This is a genomic window from Dellaglioa sp. CoH-57-MRSF-19, assembly GCF_056781975.1.
Genome location: NZ_JBXAXW010000002.1, coordinates 249,333 through 270,955, shown reverse-complemented (window position 1 = coordinate 270,955; position 21,623 = coordinate 249,333). Strand labels below are relative to the sequence as shown.

The 21,623-nt window shown below is 33.4% G+C and carries 21 protein-coding genes, 1 pseudogene and 1 other annotated feature (1 of these 23 only partly in view); of the genes and pseudogenes, 20 read left to right on the top strand and 2 right to left on the bottom strand.

Features of this window, described 5'->3' with window-relative positions; translation table 11 throughout:
• Positions 1-74: a binding site (T-box leader), on the top strand (it extends 155 nt beyond the left edge of the window).
• A 61-nt stretch (positions 75-135) separates the two neighbouring features.
• From pheS to AC1RO3_RS03125, 5 genes are all read left to right on the top strand, one after another.
• The gene (gene pheS, locus AC1RO3_RS03145) at positions 136-1,182 is read left to right on the top strand and encodes a phenylalanine--tRNA ligase subunit alpha (protein WP_409022664.1); all 1,047 of its coding nucleotides are present in this window, start codon (positions 136-138) and stop codon (positions 1,180-1,182) included.
• 5 nt (positions 1,183-1,187) lie between these two features.
• Positions 1,188-3,608 (top strand): phenylalanine--tRNA ligase subunit beta, encoded by a 2,421-nt coding sequence (gene pheT / locus AC1RO3_RS03140; protein ID WP_481761221.1) that lies wholly within the window; start codon positions 1,188-1,190, stop codon positions 3,606-3,608.
• A gap of 51 nt (positions 3,609-3,659) precedes the next feature.
• A complete protein-coding gene (gene mltG, locus AC1RO3_RS03135) occupies positions 3,660-4,796 on the top strand; it encodes an endolytic transglycosylase MltG (protein WP_481761222.1) in 1,137 nt (378 codons plus the stop codon).
• An 83-nt stretch (positions 4,797-4,879) separates the two neighbouring features.
• Positions 4,880-5,362: a transcription elongation factor GreA gene (greA, locus tag AC1RO3_RS03130; protein WP_481761223.1), complete on the top strand. Its 483-nt coding sequence runs from the start codon at positions 4,880-4,882 to the stop codon at positions 5,360-5,362.
• A 77-nt stretch (positions 5,363-5,439) separates the two neighbouring features.
• Positions 5,440-6,108: a potassium channel family protein gene (locus AC1RO3_RS03125; protein WP_481761224.1), complete on the top strand. Its 669-nt coding sequence runs from the start codon at positions 5,440-5,442 to the stop codon at positions 6,106-6,108.
• 49 nt (positions 6,109-6,157) lie between these two features.
• Here the strand turns inward: AC1RO3_RS03125 and AC1RO3_RS03120 are convergent, their stop codons facing one another.
• Positions 6,158-8,794: a YfhO family protein gene (locus AC1RO3_RS03120; protein ID WP_481761225.1), complete on the bottom strand. Its 2,637-nt coding sequence runs from the start codon at positions 8,792-8,794 to the stop codon at positions 6,158-6,160.
• Positions 8,795-9,029: 235 nt separating this feature from the next.
• On the opposite strand from AC1RO3_RS03120, the pseudogene AC1RO3_RS03115 reads away from it, so the two are divergent.
• From AC1RO3_RS03115 to AC1RO3_RS03085, 7 genes and pseudogenes are all read left to right on the top strand, one after another.
• Positions 9,030-9,923, top strand: a pseudogene (locus AC1RO3_RS03115) (peptidoglycan D,D-transpeptidase FtsI family protein); the annotation flags it as partial.
• Between the two features lie 108 nt (positions 9,924-10,031).
• Complete coding sequence (locus AC1RO3_RS03110) at positions 10,032-11,105, top strand: penicillin-binding transpeptidase domain-containing protein (protein ID WP_481762408.1); 1,074 nt, start codon at positions 10,032-10,034, stop codon at positions 11,103-11,105.
• 167 nt (positions 11,106-11,272) lie between these two features.
• Positions 11,273-11,422, top strand: coding sequence for a 50S ribosomal protein L33 (gene rpmG / locus AC1RO3_RS03105; protein ID WP_057973409.1), 150 nt, complete (start codon positions 11,273-11,275; stop codon positions 11,420-11,422).
• Positions 11,423-11,532: 110 nt separating this feature from the next.
• The gene (locus AC1RO3_RS03100; protein ID WP_481761227.1) at positions 11,533-12,207 is read left to right on the top strand and encodes a rhomboid family intramembrane serine protease; all 675 of its coding nucleotides are present in this window, start codon (positions 11,533-11,535) and stop codon (positions 12,205-12,207) included.
• Positions 12,208-12,227: 20 nt separating this feature from the next.
• Positions 12,228-12,428, top strand: coding sequence for a YqgQ family protein (locus AC1RO3_RS03095; protein ID WP_409022657.1), 201 nt, complete (start codon positions 12,228-12,230; stop codon positions 12,426-12,428).
• Between the two features lie 31 nt (positions 12,429-12,459).
• Positions 12,460-13,425 (top strand): ROK family glucokinase, encoded by a 966-nt coding sequence (locus AC1RO3_RS03090; RefSeq protein ID WP_481761402.1) that lies wholly within the window; start codon positions 12,460-12,462, stop codon positions 13,423-13,425.
• A 20-nt stretch (positions 13,426-13,445) separates the two neighbouring features.
• On the top strand, positions 13,446-13,853 hold the full coding sequence (locus AC1RO3_RS03085; RefSeq protein ID WP_481761228.1) for a rhodanese-like domain-containing protein: 408 nt from the start codon (positions 13,446-13,448) through the stop codon (positions 13,851-13,853).
• A gap of 47 nt (positions 13,854-13,900) precedes the next feature.
• Here AC1RO3_RS03085 and AC1RO3_RS03080 read toward each other — a convergent pair whose 3' ends face one another.
• On the bottom strand, positions 13,901-14,077 hold the full coding sequence (locus AC1RO3_RS03080; protein WP_409022655.1) for a DUF3042 family protein: 177 nt from the start codon (positions 14,075-14,077) through the stop codon (positions 13,901-13,903).
• Between the two features lie 126 nt (positions 14,078-14,203).
• On the opposite strand from AC1RO3_RS03080, the gene AC1RO3_RS03075 reads away from it, so the two are divergent.
• The 8 genes from AC1RO3_RS03075 (at position 14,204) to AC1RO3_RS03040 (ending at position 21,569) form a co-directional block, all read left to right on the top strand.
• Positions 14,204-14,941 carry a glycerophosphodiester phosphodiesterase gene (locus tag AC1RO3_RS03075; RefSeq protein WP_481761229.1) on the top strand — a complete coding sequence of 246 codons (738 nt, stop codon included), beginning with the start codon at positions 14,204-14,206 and terminating at the stop codon, positions 14,939-14,941.
• Between the two features lie 2 nt (positions 14,942-14,943).
• Positions 14,944-15,876 (top strand): tRNA (adenosine(37)-N6)-dimethylallyltransferase MiaA, encoded by a 933-nt coding sequence (miaA, locus tag AC1RO3_RS03070; RefSeq protein WP_481761230.1) that lies wholly within the window; start codon positions 14,944-14,946, stop codon positions 15,874-15,876.
• 12 nt (positions 15,877-15,888) lie between these two features.
• Positions 15,889-17,142 (top strand): methionine gamma-lyase family protein, encoded by a 1,254-nt coding sequence (locus AC1RO3_RS03065; RefSeq protein ID WP_481761231.1) that lies wholly within the window; start codon positions 15,889-15,891, stop codon positions 17,140-17,142.
• 100 nt (positions 17,143-17,242) lie between these two features.
• Positions 17,243-17,632 carry a MerR family transcriptional regulator gene (locus AC1RO3_RS03060; RefSeq protein ID WP_481761232.1) on the top strand — a complete coding sequence of 130 codons (390 nt, stop codon included), beginning with the start codon at positions 17,243-17,245 and terminating at the stop codon, positions 17,630-17,632.
• A gap of 25 nt (positions 17,633-17,657) precedes the next feature.
• The gene (gene glnA, locus AC1RO3_RS03055; RefSeq protein ID WP_409022650.1) at positions 17,658-19,001 is read left to right on the top strand and encodes a type I glutamate--ammonia ligase; all 1,344 of its coding nucleotides are present in this window, start codon (positions 17,658-17,660) and stop codon (positions 18,999-19,001) included.
• 151 nt (positions 19,002-19,152) lie between these two features.
• Positions 19,153-20,037 carry an exonuclease SbcC gene (locus AC1RO3_RS03050; RefSeq protein WP_481761233.1) on the top strand — a complete coding sequence of 295 codons (885 nt, stop codon included), beginning with the start codon at positions 19,153-19,155 and terminating at the stop codon, positions 20,035-20,037.
• A complete protein-coding gene (locus AC1RO3_RS03045) occupies positions 20,037-20,969 on the top strand; it encodes a hypothetical protein (RefSeq protein ID WP_481761234.1) in 933 nt (310 codons plus the stop codon). Before AC1RO3_RS03050 ends, AC1RO3_RS03045 begins: the two co-directional genes overlap by 1 nt.
• Before the next feature lie 57 nt (positions 20,970-21,026).
• Positions 21,027-21,569 (top strand): dUTP diphosphatase, encoded by a 543-nt coding sequence (locus tag AC1RO3_RS03040; RefSeq protein ID WP_481761235.1) that lies wholly within the window; start codon positions 21,027-21,029, stop codon positions 21,567-21,569.
• The last annotated feature ends 54 nt before the right edge of the window (positions 21,570-21,623 follow it).

The following is a 21,623-nucleotide window of genomic DNA, read 5'->3' as shown; positions in this document are numbered from 1 at the left end:
CCGTTATCATTTTGAGTGTTTGGGAATTTGTATTCTCAAAAACAAGGGTGGTACCGCGAGACCTCGTCCCTTTTTAGGACGGGGTCTTTTTGTGTCTAAAATCTATCAAAACAACTAATAAAGGAGTCGATATTAATGGATTTAAAAGAGAAATTACTTGAGTTACAAGAAAAAGGCTTGAAACAAATTCGTGAATCAGAGGATCTAAAACAAATTAATGCTATTCGTGTTAATTTACTTGGAAAAAAAGGACCAATCACAGAAGTTTTAAGAGGTATGAAGGAATTATCAGCCGAAGAACGACCTAAAATTGGTAGCTTTTCTAATACCATTAAAAATGAGTTAGCTGAAGCTATTCGTGTGAAAAATGAAGAACTTGAAATTAAAATGACTGCTAAAAAGTTGGAAAAAGAAAAAATCGATGTAACGCTACCAGGTGCCCAAATTCAATTAGGGCAGCCACATGTTATTATGCAAGTGATTGAAGAATTGGAAGAGCTCTTTTTGGGTATGGGGTATCAAGTTGTTTCAGGTCCAGAAATAGAAGAAGACCATTACAATTTTGAAATGTTGAACTTACCTGCGGATCATCCCGCTCGTGATATGCAAGATACATTTTATATTACAAAAGAATTATTAATGAGAACACAAACATCACCCGTTCAAGCAAGGACAATGGAAACACATGATTTTTCAAAAGGACCATTAAAAATGGTTTCACCTGGTAAAGTTTATCGACGTGATACAGATGATGCAACGCATTCACATCAATTTCACCAGTTCGAAGGGTTAGTAATCGACAAACATATTACGATGGCAGACTTAAAGGGAACGATTGAACTGATTGCTAAAACAATTTTTGGAGAAGAACAAGAAATTCGGTTACGACCAAGTTACTTCCCATTTACGGAACCGTCAGTTGAAGTCGATGTGACCTGTTTTAAATGTGCGGGTAAAGGGTGCTCAATCTGTAAATACACAGGCTGGTTAGAAGTTTTAGGCGCTGGAATGGTACATCCTAATGTATTAAGAATGGCCGGTGTCGACCCTGAAGTATACGGTGGTTTTGCCTTTGGTTTAGGACCAGATCGTTTTGCGATGCTTAAATATAGTATCGACGATATTCGTCATTTTTATTTAAACGATAATCGATTCCTGTCACAATTTACGAAAAGAGGTTAGAGATAATGAAAGTATCTAAAAATTGGTTGAATGAATATTTAACATTAGAAATTGAACCTGAAATTATTGCTGAAAAAATAGCTCGTACAGCCGTTGAAATTGATAGCGTTGAACGTCCTTCTGAAGGACTTAAAAAAATTGTTGTTGGATATGTTGATAGTTTGGTACCACATCCAGACTCTGATCATTTAAATATCTGCCAAGTTGATGTTGGTGAAGGATCTCTTAGTCAAATCGTTTGTGGCGCACCTAATATTGCCGCAGGGCAAAAAGTTATTGTTGCATTACCCAATTCTAGAATTGCTGATAATGTTAAAATCAAACGTGGTAAAATGCGCGGACAAGCTTCTGAAGGTATGATTTGTGCATTACAAGAAATTGGATTTTCAGATAGTGTCGTGCCTAAAGAATTTGTAGAAGGTATCTACGTAATGCCAGAAAATGCAATTCCTGGTGAATCAGTCTTTGATTACTTAGGTATGAATGATGACATTATTGATATTGATGTGACACCAAATCGTGCTGATATGTTAAGTATGCGTGGGGTAGCACATGAACTATCTGCTGACTATGATGTTCCGGCAACATTTAAGCATCCAGAATTGAAAGAAACATCTACTGAAAAAATTGAAGATTACATTTCTTTATCGTTGCCTGATAAAACGTTAGCACCCACATATTCGATGCGCGTGATTAAAGATTTAACAATTAAAGCAAGTCCAATGTGGTTACAAATTCGTCTTTGGAACGCAGGCGTTAGACCTATTAATAATGTCGTTGATGTGACCAATTATATATTGATGGATTATGGTCAACCATTACATGCCTTTGATTATAATAAATTGGGAAGTAAAGATATTTTAGTAAGAACAGCTATTGCTGGCGAAAAGATTACAACACTAGATAGCGAAGAACGTGAATTAAAAGAAAAAGATATTGTGATTACAAATGGTAAAACACCGATTGCTATTGCTGGGACAATGGGTGGCGAATCAACACAAATAACCGACGAAACTGTGACAGTTGCGATTGAATCTGCAGTATTTAACAATTCAATGGTTAGAAAAACAGCACGCACACATGGTATTCATAGTGAAGCCTCAATGCGATTTGAACGTGGTATTAACGTTGAAACAGTACAAGAAGCACTTGATGCAGCAGCAGAGTTAATCGCTAATTTAGGTGATGGAACAGTTGTGTCGGGTACGGCAAGTGCAAGTAAGCTAGAAGCAGAGTCAACTTTTGTTGATACAACGGTGGCACATATTAATGGTGTACTTGGGACTGAATTATCAGAATCTGAAATCACTAAATTATTTAAACAATTAGGATTTACGGTTGTAAATCGCGATGGTACTTTAAATGTTGAAGTTCCTGCAAGACGTTGGGATATTAGTATTGAAGCAGATTTAGTAGAAGAAATCGCGCGTATTTATGGATACGATAATATTCCTTCTACACTACCAACTGGCAAAATGACTCCTGGTAAATATACTTATAAACAAAAAATGATTAAACAGGCGCGTCATATTTTGGAATCAGCTGGGTTATCTGAAGTTATTAGTTATGGATTAACAACGGAAGAAAAAGCTGGTAAATTTATTTTTGAAGAAAAAGATGTTTTTACGACAAATTTAATGTTCCCAATGAGCTCAGAACGAACAACAACAAGAATGAACTTAATCAGCGGGTTATTAGATGATTTAGCGTACAATGAAGCACGAAAATCTGACAATCTTGCTTTCTATGAACAAGGAAGAGTCTTTTTCCGCAGTGAGGGCGAAGAGCGACCTACTGAAATTGAACATATTGCAGGTGCAATGACAGGATTATTTAAACTTGCAAATTGGCAAAATGAAAAACAACCTGTTGATTTCTTCATGATTAAAGGTGTTGTTGAACAATTATTAACACAATTAGAATTAGTTGATGATGTTACTTATGTATCTTCTGAAAGTCATGAAGATATGCATCCAGGACGAACAGCTGATATCTATTTAAAAGATGAATTAATTGGTTTTGTCGGCCAAGTACATCCTAATTCAGCTAAAGAATTTAATTTAAAGGAAACATACGTTTTCGAATTAGATCTTCAAAAATTAGTTGATGCGAAAAAAGCAGACCGATTATTTGCGCCTATTTCTAAATTCCCATCAGTTACTCGTGATGTGGCCCTCCTAGTTGCTAATGATATAGCTAACAGTGAGATTGAAGCGTTAATTAAAAAACAAGGTGGAAAGTCTTTAATTGATGTTCATTTATTTGATCTTTATCAAGGATCTCATATTGAAAATGGCATGAAATCCCTTGCTTATACGTTAACTTATCAAGATATTACAAAAACTTTGGTTGAAGAAGATGTCACAAATGATTTTAACCGTGTTATCGAAGCTTTAAAAGAGACGCTTAGGGCTGATATTCGATAATTTAGGACGCAGCTTAATAATACTTATTATTAAGCGTGAGGAGGTTAAACAATGAAAAAAGATGATACATCTCCAGAATTACCGCCAGAGAATAATAAAAACCAGGCTAAGAAAATTATTGCAGGGGTCATTGCATTATTATGTATATTACTACTGACAATATTGTTTATGACCTATAGATATATCAAGGCATCTTTAGATCCACTAGATAAAAATAATAATAAAATTGAACAAGTTTATATTCCAATTGGATCAAGTACAAAACAAATTGGAACAATTTTAGAAAAAAATAAAATTATTAAAAGTGGTACGGTGTATACGTACTATGTCAAGCAAAAAAAGGTGTCACAATTTAAGGGCGGCTACTATCAACTTAAGGCATCTATGAGTTTGGATAAAATTGCTTGGACACTTCAACAAGGTGGAAGTAGTGAGCCTATACAAAATAAATTAGCGAAAGTATTAGTTGGTGAGGGAACAACAATTAACCAAATCGGTAAATCCATTTCAAAAGAAACAAATTTTTCATATAATGATTTTATTAAATTAATGAAAAATAAAACTTTTTTGGATTACTTAGATAAAAAATATCCAGATCTTTTAGATACCACTATGGCATCTAAAAACGTGAGATATCCTTTAGAAGGTTATTTGTTCCCAGCTACGTATACTGTTTATAAAAAAACAACGTTAAAAAATCTTGTTGAGCAAATGATTGTTAAAGCAAATGATGAATTATCGCCTTATTATGCAACAATAAAAAAACAAAAATTAACAGTACAAGAGGTCATTTCTCTCGCTTCATTAGTTGAAAAAGAGACGGAAAACCATAAAGATCGTCAAAAAATTGCCGGTGTTTATTTCAATCGAATTGCATCAGAAATAACGTTACAATCAAAAATATCAGTTAGTTATGCGCTAAATATACCGCAAAAAGATTTAACGTCAGCTGATTATTACGTGGATAAACCATATAATTTGTACGTTTATAAAGGATATGGACCTGGTCCATTTAACAATGCTAGTTTAGATTCTATCCAGGCTGTTTTGACACCATTGGACAGAAAGAAAGGTAATTTCTATTTTATTTTCAATTCAAATTCTAAAAAAATAGAATATTCTAAAACGTATGAATATTACCAAGCATTTTCACCTATGACACAGGCTGATAATGATTATGTTCAATAATCCACGCAACCGGTTTACAATCACAAAATTAAATGTTAACCTGATAGGCATATTGAACTTATTAATTTTAAGAGGAGTAAGTGATGGCAGAAGATAAAGTATATCCAATGACCGTAGACGGTAAAGTTAAACTTGAAGAAGAACTTGAAACATTAAAAACAAAAACGCGTGCAGAAATTATTAATCGTATTAAGATTGCACGTAGTTATGGCGATTTATCAGAAAATTCAGAATATGAATCAGCTAAAGATGAACAAAGTTTTGTTGAAGGCCGAGTTAAAACAATTGAACATATGCTCCATTATGCAGAAATTATTGATAACGCTGGTGTAGATGCTGACGAAGTTTCTGTTGGTAAAACAGTTTCATTTATGGAACCTGGTGAAGAGGAAGAAACATACACGATTGTTGGTGCGGCAGAAGCTGACCCAATGTCTGGTAAAATTTCAAATGAATCACCAATCGCTAAAGGATTAGTTGGCCATAAATTAAATGAAACAGTAACAATTGAAACACCAAATGGTAATTTTGAAGTCAAAATTACCGATGTTAAAGATAATTTATAAAAGCTAAATATAAAAGATTAAGTTGCAAATCATTTGTTACTTAGTCTTTTTTTATTAAATTAAGTAGGTGAGATAAGTTGAAAAAGAATTTTGCAATAATCGGTTTAGGTCGATTTGGTGCGAGTGTTTGCGAAACGTTGATTGAGTATGGGCAAGAAGTTTTAGTTATTGATAGGGATGAAGCTCGTGTAAATGATTATATGGATATTGCAACACATGCTGTTGTTGCCGATGCACAAGATGATGAAGCTTTAAAATCAATCGGTATTCGTAATTTTGATCATGTGATTGTCGCAATTGGTGAAGATATTCAAGCAAGTATCTTAGTCACATTGATGGTTAAAGAATTAGGTGTTCCTGTCGTAACGGCTAAAGCATTGAATAAATATCACGCTCGTGTACTCCAAAAGGTTGGGGCAGATCATATTGTTCATCCTGAACGAGATATGGGAATCAAGTTGGGTAGGGCATTAAGTTCTAATCATTTGTTAGATTACTTAGATTTAGATGATGATTACCGATTGGCAGAAATTGATATGACAGATCCGAGATATGTTAATAAGACATTAGATGAATTAAATTTCAGATCAACATTTAATTTAAATGTAATCAGTATTAGACGTGGTAAAGAAATGATTATTTCACCATTAGCAGATCAAATTATTTTACCAAATGATCAGGTACTGATTATTGGTGAAACAAAAGCTGTCACAGAATTTGATGAAAAAATGAACAAGACTAAATAAAAGGACAAGATTGCATATTGCAATCTTGTCCTTTTGTATTATACAAAAACTATTTAATCAATCTTTTTGTGTGAACGATAATTGGCTTAATAAGTATCAAGAGAATAGCCAAAATTGAGACGATCAAACCAATACCCATGTATGGTGGCCAATAGATAAGTTTAACGGTATGATTTCCCTTAGCAACTTTAAAGCTGAGAAAAGTATTCAATGATTTATTAGTTGCTACGGATTTACCATCAACTTTAACATGCCAACCTTTACTGTATGGAATCGTTGTAAAGACGACTTGATGATTACGTTTAACTGATATTGAACCTGTGATTGAATGTTGATTGTATTTTGTAACGTTTAATTCACTAGATTTTAGTTGCTTAATTTGGGATTTAAATGAATTAACATTCATTTGATAAAGCGTAAAGTTTTCTAAGAAAAGGGTTCTTTTCTTTAATTTAGCTGTCAGAACTATTTTTTTACCTTTATTATTGGATGCAATATTAACAACAACTGTATTTCGATACGTTTTATATTGTTTTAATTCGTGACCATTTAATTTAAATAAAACATTATCAGTACTTAATCCTGAACCTAAGGTTAAATAATAAGCATCGTTTGTTGTTGGTGTGTATGTGAAAGTGACTAGTCCAGATTTATTTAGTTTCGTTTTTGTTAGAATAGAATTTGTTAAATTAATTTGTGAACCAACGTTATCAAAATTGACAGTATTAAAATTAATTGGTGTAAATAAAGCATCGTTATTAATACCGGTTAGAGCAGATAACCAATCAGACTGATATCTTAATGGGTTAGTTGTTTTATTCTTGTTTGTCAATATAGTATCATTTGCTGCATAGCCAATTGATAAAGCATACGGATTTTTAACCGTTTCAGTTAACGAGTTATTTGAGACAGGTCTATAGTAAGCTGTATCAGGTTTTTCAGTTAGTGGTGTCAATGTTTCTAACTGTGTGTCCAATGCCTTAGAAGTCCGTAATTGTTTTGGTGTAAAAACGTACTTCATATTTAATAGGGCATCTGTTACCAAGGTACCATTTGAGTAAGTGACATAATTATCACCATCAGGTTGTCCTATCTTACCGTAAAAAGTTGGGATTGATTTTGAAAAAGCAGAACTAAAATGGGAACCGCTGAAAAAATCAGCTGACATGGCATCATTTTTAGTCCGACTGTATGTTTGTGCGACACGATAGAAAGAATTATCAATTTTTTTTAACGATTTACTTTCAGTTGCTAGGGCAGTCGTTGACACGTCGTATTCACTTGTAGATAAATAACTAATGTTATCTAATGAATAAACAGCGTTACATGACATCTCAGCTATTACACTTGCAAATAACAACCATTTGAATGAAGGTGATGCATGATCTTGGAACTGAATTAAAATTAACGTTAAAAGAATAAATAAAATTGATAGGAATAAAGTTTCATCAGATAAATAACTATAAGATTCTTTTGATATAAATAAGTACGTAAACATTCCGATGAATAAAAGACCTACAATACTCAATTTCCAGAATTTTATAGGATTAAAGTACTCAAATTGTTGAGCAGCTAAAAGGATAATCCAAAAGCAAAATACAAATGAAAAACGATAAGGATACCAAACTGGAAATTGCATTCCGTGCCATAGTAAATCTAAAGGTTCAAAGCACATCGATAGGATCAAGAAACTTGTGATTAAAAAAGAGACAACCCGTTCTTTAATTGAAAAACGGTTATTCATGAAATATAAGATAAAACCAATTAAAGCCAAACTCCCTACAAAAATATTAGGGAAACCAGAAGGCATTTGATCAAAATTGAATGAACCAATCACAAATTTTGAAAGCATCGCTAAAGGATTATATTCAATTTTTGCTTTAATAGATTCTTCCGTGTATTCTCCCTTACTTGAAAGCAATGAGAATAGAGTTGGAAAGAGGATAATTGCTGAAATTGCTACAGAAACTAGAGATTTATAGATGAAAATCCATGATTTTTTAAAAAATTGTTTAACTGATAGAGATACACGACTTGTTGTATATAAGAAATATAAAATCATAAAAAGACAGACCATATAACCCATATAATAGTTAACGATTAAAAGTAACGCAAGCCACCAAGTATAAGCCCAACTTTTTGAATTCAACTGTAATTTTTCAAAGCCTAAAATAACTAAAGGTAATAGAATAACAGCGTCTAACCATAATAAATTAAGTTGGTTAGCAATCGTCCAACCCATTAGCGCATACGCTGTGGCAAATAATGGGATATAAAGTGAAGTCATTCTTGTTGTTTTCTTTAATAATAAACCGAACGTAAGGCCTGATAAGGCATATTTTAAAAGGGTGACTACCATAACACCCGCTAAAATTGATTTTCCTGGAAATACTAAGAAAATAAGATTAAAAGGACTCATTAAGTAGTATGCCCACTCACCTAACATATCACCACCAATTGCTTGTGAAAATGAATAGAAAAAACTAGTAGGATGATGGAGAAGTGTGGCTCTAAAATAAGAGAAAAAATCAATATATTGCTGACCTAAATCAACAGTTAATAGAGAACTATTCCCAAAAGGATACATTTTGCGGCCAATAAAGTAACAAAGCATAATGAATAAAGGAATAAGGAAACTTAGAAGGAGTACATGATTCTTTTTAAGATAATTTTTAAGCTTAACCATTTTAAAACCTCTCTGACTATTAATGTATGGTAATAAGAATAGCATATTTGGGACTTTACCGCATAAATCAGCAGCAGATAAAAATATATTTAATCTGATTATTAAAGTTTTTATTATAATATAAATTGTTAGCCTGTTTATTGGGCCAATGAATCTTAAAAATGTGGTAATATGGTAAATGATATATTTATACGAATTAAAAGACTAATAATGATACAGTGAGAGGTAATTAAACGTGAAACTTCCAAAAACAAAACAAGGTCGAAGCAAACAAAATAAATCACATATTCCATTTAGATTAAATTTCCTGTTTTTTATTGTTTTCCTACTTTTTGCAGCATTACTGGCGCAGTTAGCCTATTTACAAATTTTAAACGGAGCTTCATTTGAAGCGACAGTTAATAGTACGGATACGACAACAGAAACTAAGAATGTACAGCGTGGGATGGTTTATGACTCAACAGGTAAGGTTCTAGTTGGTAATAATTCTTCTCGAGCAATTACTTATACAAAAGGATCAGGTATCCTATCGCCTGATTTATATAAGATAGCTAATAACTTAGTAACCTATGTCAGTATTGATACGAGTAAATTAACAGACCGCAATGCTGCTGATTACTACTTAGCGGATAAGGGGCATTTAAAAGCTGTCACTGCTGCTGTAAAAAAAGAAAAAAATTTAACATCTGCTGAGTTAAACAAATTATCAACTACTGATTTTAATACATTGACAGTAGCATATGCTGTTAAAAATAACATTGATTCATTAACTGATGAAGAAAAAGAAGCTGCTACTGTTTTTGGGAAAATGACGGGTGCTTATTCATTATCAACTGTTTACTTAAAAACCTCTGATGTTTCCGATAAGGAGATGGCTGAAGTAGGTGAACATTTATCAGGGATGAATGGGATTAAAATAGGAACTAACTGGTCACGAAGTTACCCAAATGGTAAAAGTATGAACAGTATCATCGGAAATGTCACTAGTGAAGCTACTGGGCTACCTAGTGATAGCGTGGAAACGTTAATGACTGAAGGTTATTCACGAAATGATAGTGTTGGTCAGAGTTATTTAGAAAAACAATATGAAGATGTTTTAAAAGGAACAAAGTCACAAACTAAGGTTGAAGTGGCTAATAGTAAAATAGTAAAACAAGTACAAGAATATAGTGGTAAAAAAGGTGATAATCTCGTCTTAAATATTAACGCTAAATTCCAAGCTCAAGTTCAAAAGATTATGAACGATAGTGTGAAATCAATTGCTGGAAGCAATCCTTATAATCCAGGGGCCTACGCAGTTGTCATGAACCCAAATACAGGTGCCGTTTATGCAATGGCCGGTGTTAATCGAAATATTAAAACAGGTAAGATTACGGATGATGCTTTAGGGTCGATTAATCAAGTATTTACCATGGGTTCTGTTGTAAAAGGTGCTACGGTTATGGGAGCTATGATGGATGGGGCAATTACACCAACTAGCAATACCATAACTGATGAACCTATTAAGCTTGCTGGGACAGCTCCTAAGTCATCATGGTTTAATACATCTGGTTCAGCTAACGTTGCGTTAACAGCTTCTGATGCATTAATGGTTTCTTCTAACTCGTACATGATGCAGTTAGCAATGAGAGAAGGCGGATTCAAATATTCAAGTGGTTCTTCACTGGATATGTCGAATTCAATTTTCCCCAAAATGCGTGGTTACTTTAATCAATTCGGACTTGGTATCAAAACAGGTGTTGATTTACCTGGTGAGTCAACTGGTTTTGAGGGTGTAGCTAACCAAACAAATATTGGTAAAGCACTTGATTTATCTTTCGGAAATTATGATTCATATACAACTATTCAATTAGCGCAATACATGTCAACGATGGCTAATGGTGGTACAAGATTACAACCACAAATTGTAAAAGCGATTCGTTCAACAAATGAGGATGGTTCTTTAGGTTCTGTTCAAACTGAAATGACACCTAATATTTTAAGTACAGTTAACGCAACAAAATCAGAATTTGATGTTGTTCAATCAGGATTTTATAAGGTTGTTCATGGATCAAGTTCATTGAGAACTGGGAATGCGATGAGTGATGTAACACCATCAATTTCAGCTAAAACAGGTACTGCTCAAACATTCTATGGAACATCTGAAACTGAAGCACTTAGTTTGGCTTCATATGCACCTTCTAACAAGCCTAAAGTGGTCGTTGCACTCGTTTTCCCTGGAATGGCTAATAATACAGGTAGTGCTGTGAATGGTCAGGCAGCAGTTTCAATTTATTCAGCATTTTGGAAAACTGTTGAATCTGATAAATAATATTAAGGAAATAAGTCATCTAATACCTGATTTTATTGCTGTAAAGTAAATTTCCTTAACAAATAAAAAAAAACACTAGCGTTTACTTATTAATAATGATATTATATAAGACGTTAAAGACTAATTGTCTTATGAAATTATGAAGAAATATATGGAGGGTTGCAACCATGCGTGTACACATTACATTAGAATGTACGGAATGTCATGAACGGACATACCTATCAAGTAAAAACAAACGTAATAATCCAGATCGTGTTGAGCTTAATAAATTTTGCCCACGTGATCGTAAGGTTACTTTACATCGCGAAACAAAATAACAACGGGAATTTTCCTGTTGTTTTTTTGTTTTAAATAACTTTTATACTAGTTGAAATAAAATCTTGTAAACGTTATTTTGTAAATTTTTATATGAAATAAGGAGCTATCTATGAATTTGGCAAAATACAAAAATACACCATTTATGACGTACTTTTTTATTGGATTATCAGCAATTGTTTTCATCGCAATGACACTTGCTGGTGGTAGTCAAGACACAAATGTATTAATTGAATTTGGCGCTAAATATAATCCACTGATCATGGACGGCGAGTGGTGGCGATTATTTAATCCCATATTTTTACATATTGGATTTGAACATATTGTCCTTAATATGGTTACATTGTATTTTATTGGTATCCAAATTGAGATGTTATTTGGTCATTGGCGTTTTACAGGCATTTATTTGCTTGCTGGAATTGCTGGCAATATTGCAAGTTTCACGTTCAGTCCAGATACTATTTCGGCAGGCGCTAGTGGTGCTATTTTTGGTTTATTTGGGGCATTCCTAATGTTAGGTGATAATTTTAGAAAAAGTGCCTATTTTAGACAAATGTCGCAGCAATTTTTACTATTCATTGTGTTAAATCTTGCGTTTGGGTTTATGTCGTCAAGTACAGATAATGCAGCTCATATTGGCGGTATTTTATCTGGATTCTTAATCGCAACGACTGTAGGCGCACCAAGATTGGCACGAATCAGTCATATTAAACAGATAGCTGCATTCGTTATTTTAATTATTATCAATTTAATTCTGATTAAAATTGGAATTTCTAATAGTATCTAGTTTAAGGTGGTGACCGTTAATTGAAAAATTTGTATGATGTCCAACAACTATTGAAACAATTTGGTGTGTACGTTTATGTTGGTAAACGTATGTGGGATATTGAATTAATGGCATTGGAATTAGATAATTTACATCGATCAGGAGTGATTGATGACAAAATCTATGCTAGAGCTAAAATTGTACTATCTCATGAACATCGAGTTGAAGAACAAAATAATTGAGAGTGTAAGTGGAGGAATTTGAATAATGGTAATTGAAAAAAAATTAATTGGTGTCGACTTAGGTGGCACAACAGTTAAATTCGCTATTTTAACTGAAACAGGCGATATTCAACAAAAATGGAGTATTGAAACAAACGTTCTTGATGAAGGCTCACATATTGTGCCAGATATCATTGCTTCAATTAATCACCATATCAGACTATTTGATATGACTGCTGATCAATTCGTTGGAATTGGTATGGGCTCACCAGGTACAGTAAATCGTGCAGATGGAACTGTTATTGGTGCATATAATTTGAACTGGAAAACATTGCAAAATGTTCAAGCAGATATTGAATCCGGTACACAAATTCCATTTGCTATTGATAATGACGCCAACGTTGCTGCTTTAGGTGAACGTTGGAAAGGCGCTGGCGAAAATGATGATGAAGTTGCCTTCATCACGCTTGGAACTGGTGTTGGTGGCGGTATTATCGCTAACGGTGCATTATTACATGGTGTTGCTGGTGCTGGTGGCGAAGTTGGACATATTACAGTTGAACCTAATGGCTACATGTGTACTTGTGGTAAGCATGGTTGTTTAGAACAATATGCTTCAGCTACTGGTGTTGTACGTGTAGCTCGTGATATGGCTGAAGAGTTTGCTGGCCAATCAAAATTAAAAGAAATGTTAGATGACGGACAAGAAATTACATCTAAATTAGTTTTTGATTTAGCTAAAGAGAATGATGTTTTAGGTAAAATGGTCGTTGATAAGGTATCGTATTATCTTGGACTAGCTTGTGGTAACTTAGGTAATATGTTAAATCCAGCATATATTGTTATCGGTGGCGGTGTTTCTGCTGCTGGAACGTTCCTATTAGATCAAGTTACTAAATACTTTAAACAATTTTCATTCCCAACAGTTCGTTCATCAACATCATTAAAATTAGCACAATTAGGAAATGAAGCTGGCGTTATTGGTGCCGCTTCACTTGCTCGTCAGTTTATTAAATAATAATTGAGGGGAGAACTAGTATGATTTTAGGAGCAGTAAAGGTTAGTTTAATAATTAATATCATTTTGATTATTATTTTAGTTGGGTTAGCTGGTAACCAATTTTATCTTTGGTATATGGGTCGCCGTGCAGCTAAATTAGTAACAAATGAAGAATTTAATGAAGGTATGCGTAAGGCGCAAGTTGTTGATTTACGTGAAAAAAGTGAATTTGATGCTTCTCATATTATGGGAGCAAGAAATATTCCCTATTCTCAATTTAAAACAGCGATTGGTGGTTTAAGAAAAGATTTACCTCTTTACTTATATGACCAAGGTAAATCGATTAGTACTCGAGCAGCCTATAAATTACACAAACAAGGCTATACAGATATTACTATTTTGAAAACAGGTTTTTCAAAATGGGATGGTAGAACAAAAAAACGCTAAAAAGAAAAAGCATTGAGGAATGAAAATTCTTCAATGCTTTTATTAGTTTATGAATGGTGTGATGAACGGCTCTTACGTGTTGCACGTTTACGGTTTTCTTCAATCATTTGTTCTTTTTCTTCGATGGGTGCAACAACAGTTTTTTTAAAGGCAAAGACGCTACCAACTAATGCGCCTACAGTTGCAGCAGTTCCGACTAAGAAACCTTTTGAAAAGTTTTTCATTATGTAGACCTCCTTATTCATTTGACATCTTTATTATGACTTATTCAATCTAAAATTGCCACTAAAAGCACCGCTATTTTACGATTAATGATATAATAATTTTTGAAAGTTAGGGGTGACTTGTATATGCAGACCAAAATTTATGCGCATCGCGGAAGTAAGGGAACCAGACCAGAAAATACGTTAGTTAGTTTTCAGGCCGCAATAGATGCAGGAGCCGACGGCATTGAGACTGATGTTCAGTTGTCTAAAGATGGTGAACTAATCATTATGCATGATGAAAAAATTGATAGGACCACAAATTTAACAGGTAAGGTAGTAAATCTGACACTAGCGGAATTAAAAAAAGCAGATGCAGGAATTAAATTCAGTTCTGACTATCAAGGTGAACAAATTCCAACATTAAAAGAAGTAATTGAGTTGTTAAAAGATAACAACTTTAAAGGCACTTTTAATTTAGAATTAAAAACGAATCATATAGAATACCAAGGTATAGAAGAACTTGTAAATAAACAAATGGAACAATTACCATCAGATATTCATCTTTTGTATTCTAGTTTTAATCCAAACTCAATTCGTAGAATGCAAAAAATTAATCCTGATGCAGAATTCGCGAGTTTATTCCAATTTAAAATTAAAGAGTCGCGTCAATTGGCTAAGCATCATTTAATCACTAGCTTACACCCTGATGTGACCTGGCTGAGAGAACGACATGGCTTATTTTGGCCAAAGCTACTGATTCGCCCTTGGACAGTTAATTCAGTTAAGGATATGACTTATTGTTTTAAAAAGAAATATGATGCCATTTTTACAGATTTTCCTGCAAAAGCAATAGAAGTACGAAAAGATATTCAAGGAGATTAGAAATGACGCAAAAAGTATTGTTAATTGTTGGGCCAACTGCAGTTGGTAAAACTGATTTATCGATAAAATTAGCAAAAAAATTTAATGGTGAGATTATTTCAGGCGATTCTATGCAAGTTTACCGGAAATTAGATATAGGGACGGCTAAAATTACAGAAGATGAGATGGATGGAATTCCACATTATTTAATTAATCACAAGAATAGTGATGAACGTTATTCAGTCGCTGATTTTACAGTCGAAAGTCGCGCAGCAATTAGTGATATTGCCTCTAGAGGGAAATTACCAATAATTGTTGGTGGGACCGGATTTTATTTACAGGCATTACTTGATAATTTTCAATTGGGAACAGATAATGACGACGATTTAAATTTAAGAAAAGAATTACAAGAACGTAGTGAAAAAATCGGTCCTGAGGCACTTTGGCAAGAATTAGAAAGCTTAGATCCAAATGCAGCATTAAAAATTCCAGTTAATAATACGCTACGAGTAATCAGGGCATTAGAGGTTATTAAAAAATCAAATCAATTGTTTTCGGCGCAAGCGGATCAAAAAACGGATGAGTTTAACCCCTTTATTATTGGGTTATCGACTGATAGGTCAGTGCTATATGATCGGATTAATCGTCGAGTTGACCTTATGATTGGTTCCGGGCTGATTGATGAAGCAAAATGGCTTTTTAACCAAAAAACCAATGATTTACCAGCTAGTAAAGGTATTGGATATAAAGAGCTATATGCTTATTTTGAAGAAAAACAATCACTTGATGAAGCGACAGAGTTAATAAAACGCAACTCAAGGCGTTACGCAAAACGACAATTAACTTGGTTTAGAAATAAAATGGCAGTTAACTGGTTTGATTTAATCGAGCATCCGGAACAACTAAGTAAAATAGAAATACAAATAGTGGATTGGTTAAAAGGACAAAAGTCATAAGGAGAAGAATATATGCAAAAATGGATAGATAATTTATCACAGGAGTTAGCAAATGTTGTAGGAGAAGTTGATACTCAAATTGAACCAAGACTAAAAGAAATTGATGAACAGGTTTTGTTTAACCAACAAAAAGTCTTGGAAGCTTTTAAGAAAAATAATGTTTCTGAAACATATTTTGCCGGATCAACAGGATATGGATACGACGATATCGGCCGCGATGGACTTGATCGTATCTATGCAGATGTTTTCAAAACAGAAGCGGCAATGGTGAGACCACAAATTGTTTCAGGAACGCATTCAATTTCAACAGCCCTTTTTGGTATGTTACGACCAGGGGACGATTTATTATATATTACTGGGATGCCATACGATACGATTCAGGAAGTTATTGGTATTTCTGGAACGGGTATTGGTTCAATGAAAGAATATGGTATCGGGTTTGATTACGTCCCATTAACGGCTGACAATCATATGGATTCTAATGGTTTAAAAGAAAAGTTAACGGATAAGGTTAAAGTTGTTGCAATCCAACGTTCTCGTGGGTATGCAACTAGAGATAGTTTTATGGTATCTGAAATTGCTGAGATGATTAAAGAAGTTCGTAAAATTTCAAAAGATGTGATTATTTTTATCGATAACTGCTATGGTGAATTTTCTGAAACAATTGAACCAACAGAGGTAGGTGCTGATATCATGTCAGGGTCACTAATTAAAAATGCTGGTGGTGGTTTAGCTAAAACGGGTGGTTACATCGTTGGACGTGCTGATTTAATTGAAAAAGCTGGTTACCGCCTAACAACACCTGGTACTGGTAATGAAGAGGGCGCCACCTTAAATGTTATGAGAGATTTTATTCAAGGGTTCTTTTTAGCACCTCATGTAACAGGTGAGGCAATTAAAGGTGCTATCTATACGAGTGCATTACTTGAAAAAATGGGATTAGATGTGTCACCAAAATGGGATGCACCAAGAACTGATCTCATTCAAACGGTTAACTTTGGTAAACCAGAACCAATGGTTAAGTTTGCTCAAGCTATCCAACGTGAATCTCCCGTTGATGCATATGTTGAACCAAAACCAAGTGATATGGCTGGTTATGAAGATAAAGTTATTATGGCTGCGGGTACTTTTGTTGAAGGTGCTAGTGTCGAATTGTCAGCTGATGGTCCAATAAGAGAACCTTATACGCTTTATGTTCAGGGTGGGTTAACGTATGCGCATGTTAAGTTAGCAGTTACAGCTGCAGTTGAAAAAACATTCTATTGAACAATCGACTGTAAGCTATGTTATAAAATCTAACATTGTACGTTGACAGTCATTTATTTCCTTGTTACTATAAGGATGTAATTAAAAAGGAGGCTTGTTTATGAAAGAGAAGGAACTCAGACGATCATTAGCGGTATTACCAATTGGAACGGTAATGAAATTAACGGACTTAACGGCTCGTCAAATTCGTTATTATGAGGAGCAGGAGTTAATTATGCCCCAAAGAAATGATGGTAATCGCAGAATGTATTCACTGAATGATATTGATAAGTTATTTGAAATTAAAGATTATTTAGATGAAGGCATGAATATGGTTGGCATTAAAGAAATTTATTTTGAAAAGGAAGCACAGGCTAAAAAGCAACGCAAATTGTTAGAAAAGCCTTTGACAGATAATGATGTTAGACATATTTTTCAAAATGAATTTCTTTCAGTTAGTGGACTTAAAAATCCTGACGATCCTTCTTTTAACACAAACAAGCGTCTATAAATTATAAATACTGAGGAGAGATAAAATGGCAAAAGCTGCATACACTAAAGATGACATTGTTACAATGGCAAAAAAAGAGAACGTTAAATTTTTAAGACTTATGTTTACAGATTTATTCGGAATTATTAAGAACGTGGAAGTTCCGATTAGCCAACTAGACAAATTATTAGAAAACAAATTAATGTTCGATGGTTCTTCAATCGACGGATTCGTTCGAATCGAAGAAAGTGATATGTACTTATACCCAGATTTATCAACTTGGATGATTTTCCCATGGGAACATGAACATGGAAAAATTGCGCGTATTATTTGTGAAGTTTATAACGCTGAACGTAAACCATTCCAAGGTGATCCAAGAAATAACCTTATCCGTGTCTTAAAAGAAATGAATGATTTAGGGTTTACTGAATTTAATATTGGACCTGAACCAGAATTTTTCTTATTTAAATTAGACCCTATAACGGGAAAACCTACAACACAATTAAACGATAAAGGTAGCTATTTTGATTTAGCACCAGTTGATTTAGGTGAAAATTGTCGTCGAGATATCGTGTTAGAACTTGAAAACATGGGTTTTGATGTTGAAGCTTCTCATCATGAAGTAGCACCTGGCCAACATGAAATTGATTTTAAATACGCAGATGCTTTACAAGCCTGTGATAACATCCAAACATTTAAATTAGTCGTTAAAACGGTAGCTAGAAAACATGGTCTACATGCGACATTTATGCCAAAACCATTGAATGGAATTAATGGTTCAGGGATGCATATTAATATGTCATTATTTCATAAAGATGGTAATGCATTCTTTGATGAAAAAGATAAGATGCAATTATCTGAAGATGCCTACCACTTCTTAGGTGGTTTATTACAACATGCACGTGGTTACACAGCAATTACTAATCCAACAGTTAACTCATATAAACGTCTTGTCCCTGGATTTGAGGCACCTGTTTATGTTGCTTGGTCTGGACGTAACCGATCGCCATTAGTTCGTGTACCAATGGCTCGTGGGTTATCAACTCGATTAGAGTTAAGAAGTGTTGATGCAACTGCTAATCCTTATCTTGTTATTGCGGCTATTTTAGAAGCAGGACTTGATGGACTTAGAAATAAAGTTGTACCACCTGCATCTGTTGATAGAAATATTTACGTAATGAACCGTCAAGAACGCCAAGATAATCATATTAGTGACTTACCATCGACACTACACAATGCCATTAAAGCATTGGAAAAAGATGATATCATGGAAAAAGCAATGGGTCCTCATTTATATCCAAGCTTTATTGAAGCCAAAAAATTAGAATGGGCTGCTTACCGTCAAGAAGTTTCTGAATGGGAAAGAGATCAATATTTAGAACTTTATTAAAAAAAGTGTAATAAAGGTTTGAAATGACTAACTAAATGATTGATAATGAAACTAGGACAAGTAAAATTGTTTTAGTTTTTTTGATTATGCAAAGAAAAATCACAATACATAGTAAAAAAAATAATCATTAAATATGAATAAGGGGTAAACTATGATAAAAGACAATCAATTTAATTTATCGGATCACAGTGAAGCTACAAACAATATCGAACGCACTCTATCTAAAAAAGTTGAGTACTTAAATCAACTTAGAGAGGCGATTAAACAAGAAGATGATCGATTAGTTTATCAACTCATTAACCAATCTCGTTACGCACAACTAGTGTTAAAGAAAAGAAGCGTTTCGGAATCTGCCATTCAAGAAGAGTTGGTCATTAAAGATTATCCACAAATTCAACAATATTTAAGTTTGAAACTTATCTCATATTTACGTGATACGTATCCATTCTTCTATTTTGAAGAAATGGAAGTTGGAAAATTCAAAATTCATTTTGGTAATTGGTGGGATCGAAAAGAATTTGGCTATTTAGACGTTTTAAATGTTGAATTTAAATTTGATGAAGAAGAACTAGCTAAATTAGCTAAGTCTTTTGAATTGGAAGAAACGAATAAACGTGTTAATACAGATAAAATTAATCAAATATCAATTCAAAATAAAGAACGTCAAGAATTAGTTGATTCTCAGGATGAACGTGACGCTGAAAAAGACAAAATTCGCGAAGATATGAAACGTAATTCACAAGAAAAAGGGCGTCCTTGGGATGCTGGACGTATTCGTGAAGAACGTCGCGTGTTAAAAGAAAGATTAACAGAGTTAACTGAGATGGATGAAAAAGCCAGCAGTGCATATCAAGATATTAAATCAAGTGAGACTGATGTTTTAAGTTTAGCCAAAGAAGATACGTTGATTGGTTATGAAAGACAAAGTGTTATTGGTATATTTGGTGATTTTGAAAAATTCACTAAACAAAATGATGCCTTATATTACAGTTATTTATCTCACTTAATTAGTCAAAAAGGACAGGTGACTGAATAATGGCTGAAAAAGAAAAGCAGTTAGTTTCTACAAAATCGCGTTTAGTAAACTTTAATGAACAAATTAAATTAAGTCTGAACAATGGGATTAAATTTACGGAAACATTAGATGTTTTAATGAATACCCAGGATAAAGTTGAGTTGATTGATGCCGCAATGAGTTTGATGGGTTATCAACTTGACACTAATTATTTAACATTCCCGCAAAAATATAGTGCTGCAGATTATTGTTTACTCTTCTTTAACCGTTTAATGGACTTGCATGATAATGAAACGGCTATTTTACACTTCTCAGAGCCTAGAAAAGCACTTGTCCATGAAATACCTGGGATTAATGTCGTAGATAGTTTTTCCTTTAAAATTGATGATAATGATGGCGCTTATTATGTTGCACAAGAATCAGGAGAATCTTTATTTTATTTAAATTTACGTAAAAGAATGATTCGAATTAATAGTACAGCTATTACAAATGTCTTAATTGTTAGTTACTTGGAAAAATTAGACGCAAAATCGATTAAATATCTTGAAATGATGTTAATTGATTTTGCGACGTATTTAAAAGAAGATTATGGATTTAGCGTTGATCTTAATCTATTGGATTCAGGTAATCCAGCAAGATACGAATTGTCTGAAGATATACTTAAACGAAGTGTTATCGATGAATTATTTGTACTTGCTTCAGAAAATGAGTTAATGGTTGAAGCAGGCGCAAATAATAGTGCTGTTTTAAAATTAGCTAAATCTGAAATAACAATTTATGATCAACAACAAATGGGTGAGAGTGATAATGAAAAATGGGTCGTTGCTGTTATGGATGCTGCCCAAGAAATTTCATGGTTCGATATTTTGTTGAATGAACCTTTCATTAGAAATTGGTACTTGAATAATATAAATGAATTAAGTATTAAATCAGATCCCTTGATTTTTAAATAATAAAAAAATGTCTGTCCGTTAGTTACTAGTGGGCAGATTTTTTTGGAGGAAAATTTAGTGAACTTAACAGATATGATCCAAATGGAACGAAGCTTTGATCGGGATGTTATTCAAGATAAAAAAATTAGATGGAGTCCTGAAGAGAGATTGTTTAACGCCTATGTGAGCTTGGATGTTGAACTATCAGAATTAGCCAACACGGTTGAATGGTTTAAAGTCTGGAAAGAAAATCGTGGACAAAAAATGGAAAAAGGCAAAACGCATGAAGAGACAGTACTCTCAGAATATGTTGATGCAATGAGTTTCTTTTTTAATATTGCCAATCAAAATAAATGGACCTATTTATTATTAATTAGTGACGAAGAGATGGATGATTTTGCAAAAAAGCCTATGACAATGTCATTGAATAAAGTCTTTTTATCGTTAAAATTAATGATTTCTAAAAGTTTATTTAGTCATAAATTAGAAGATTTTAAACATGCTTGGCATCTTTTTATTAAATTCGGGTTAGTTGATTTAAAATTGTCTTGGAATGATATTGAAAATGAATTTGTTAAAAAAAATATGGAAAATATTGAAAGACAAGAAAATAATTATTAATTAAAACAGTCTTAAATTGGAGCTAACCAATAATATTGGACAAAAATTTAAGCA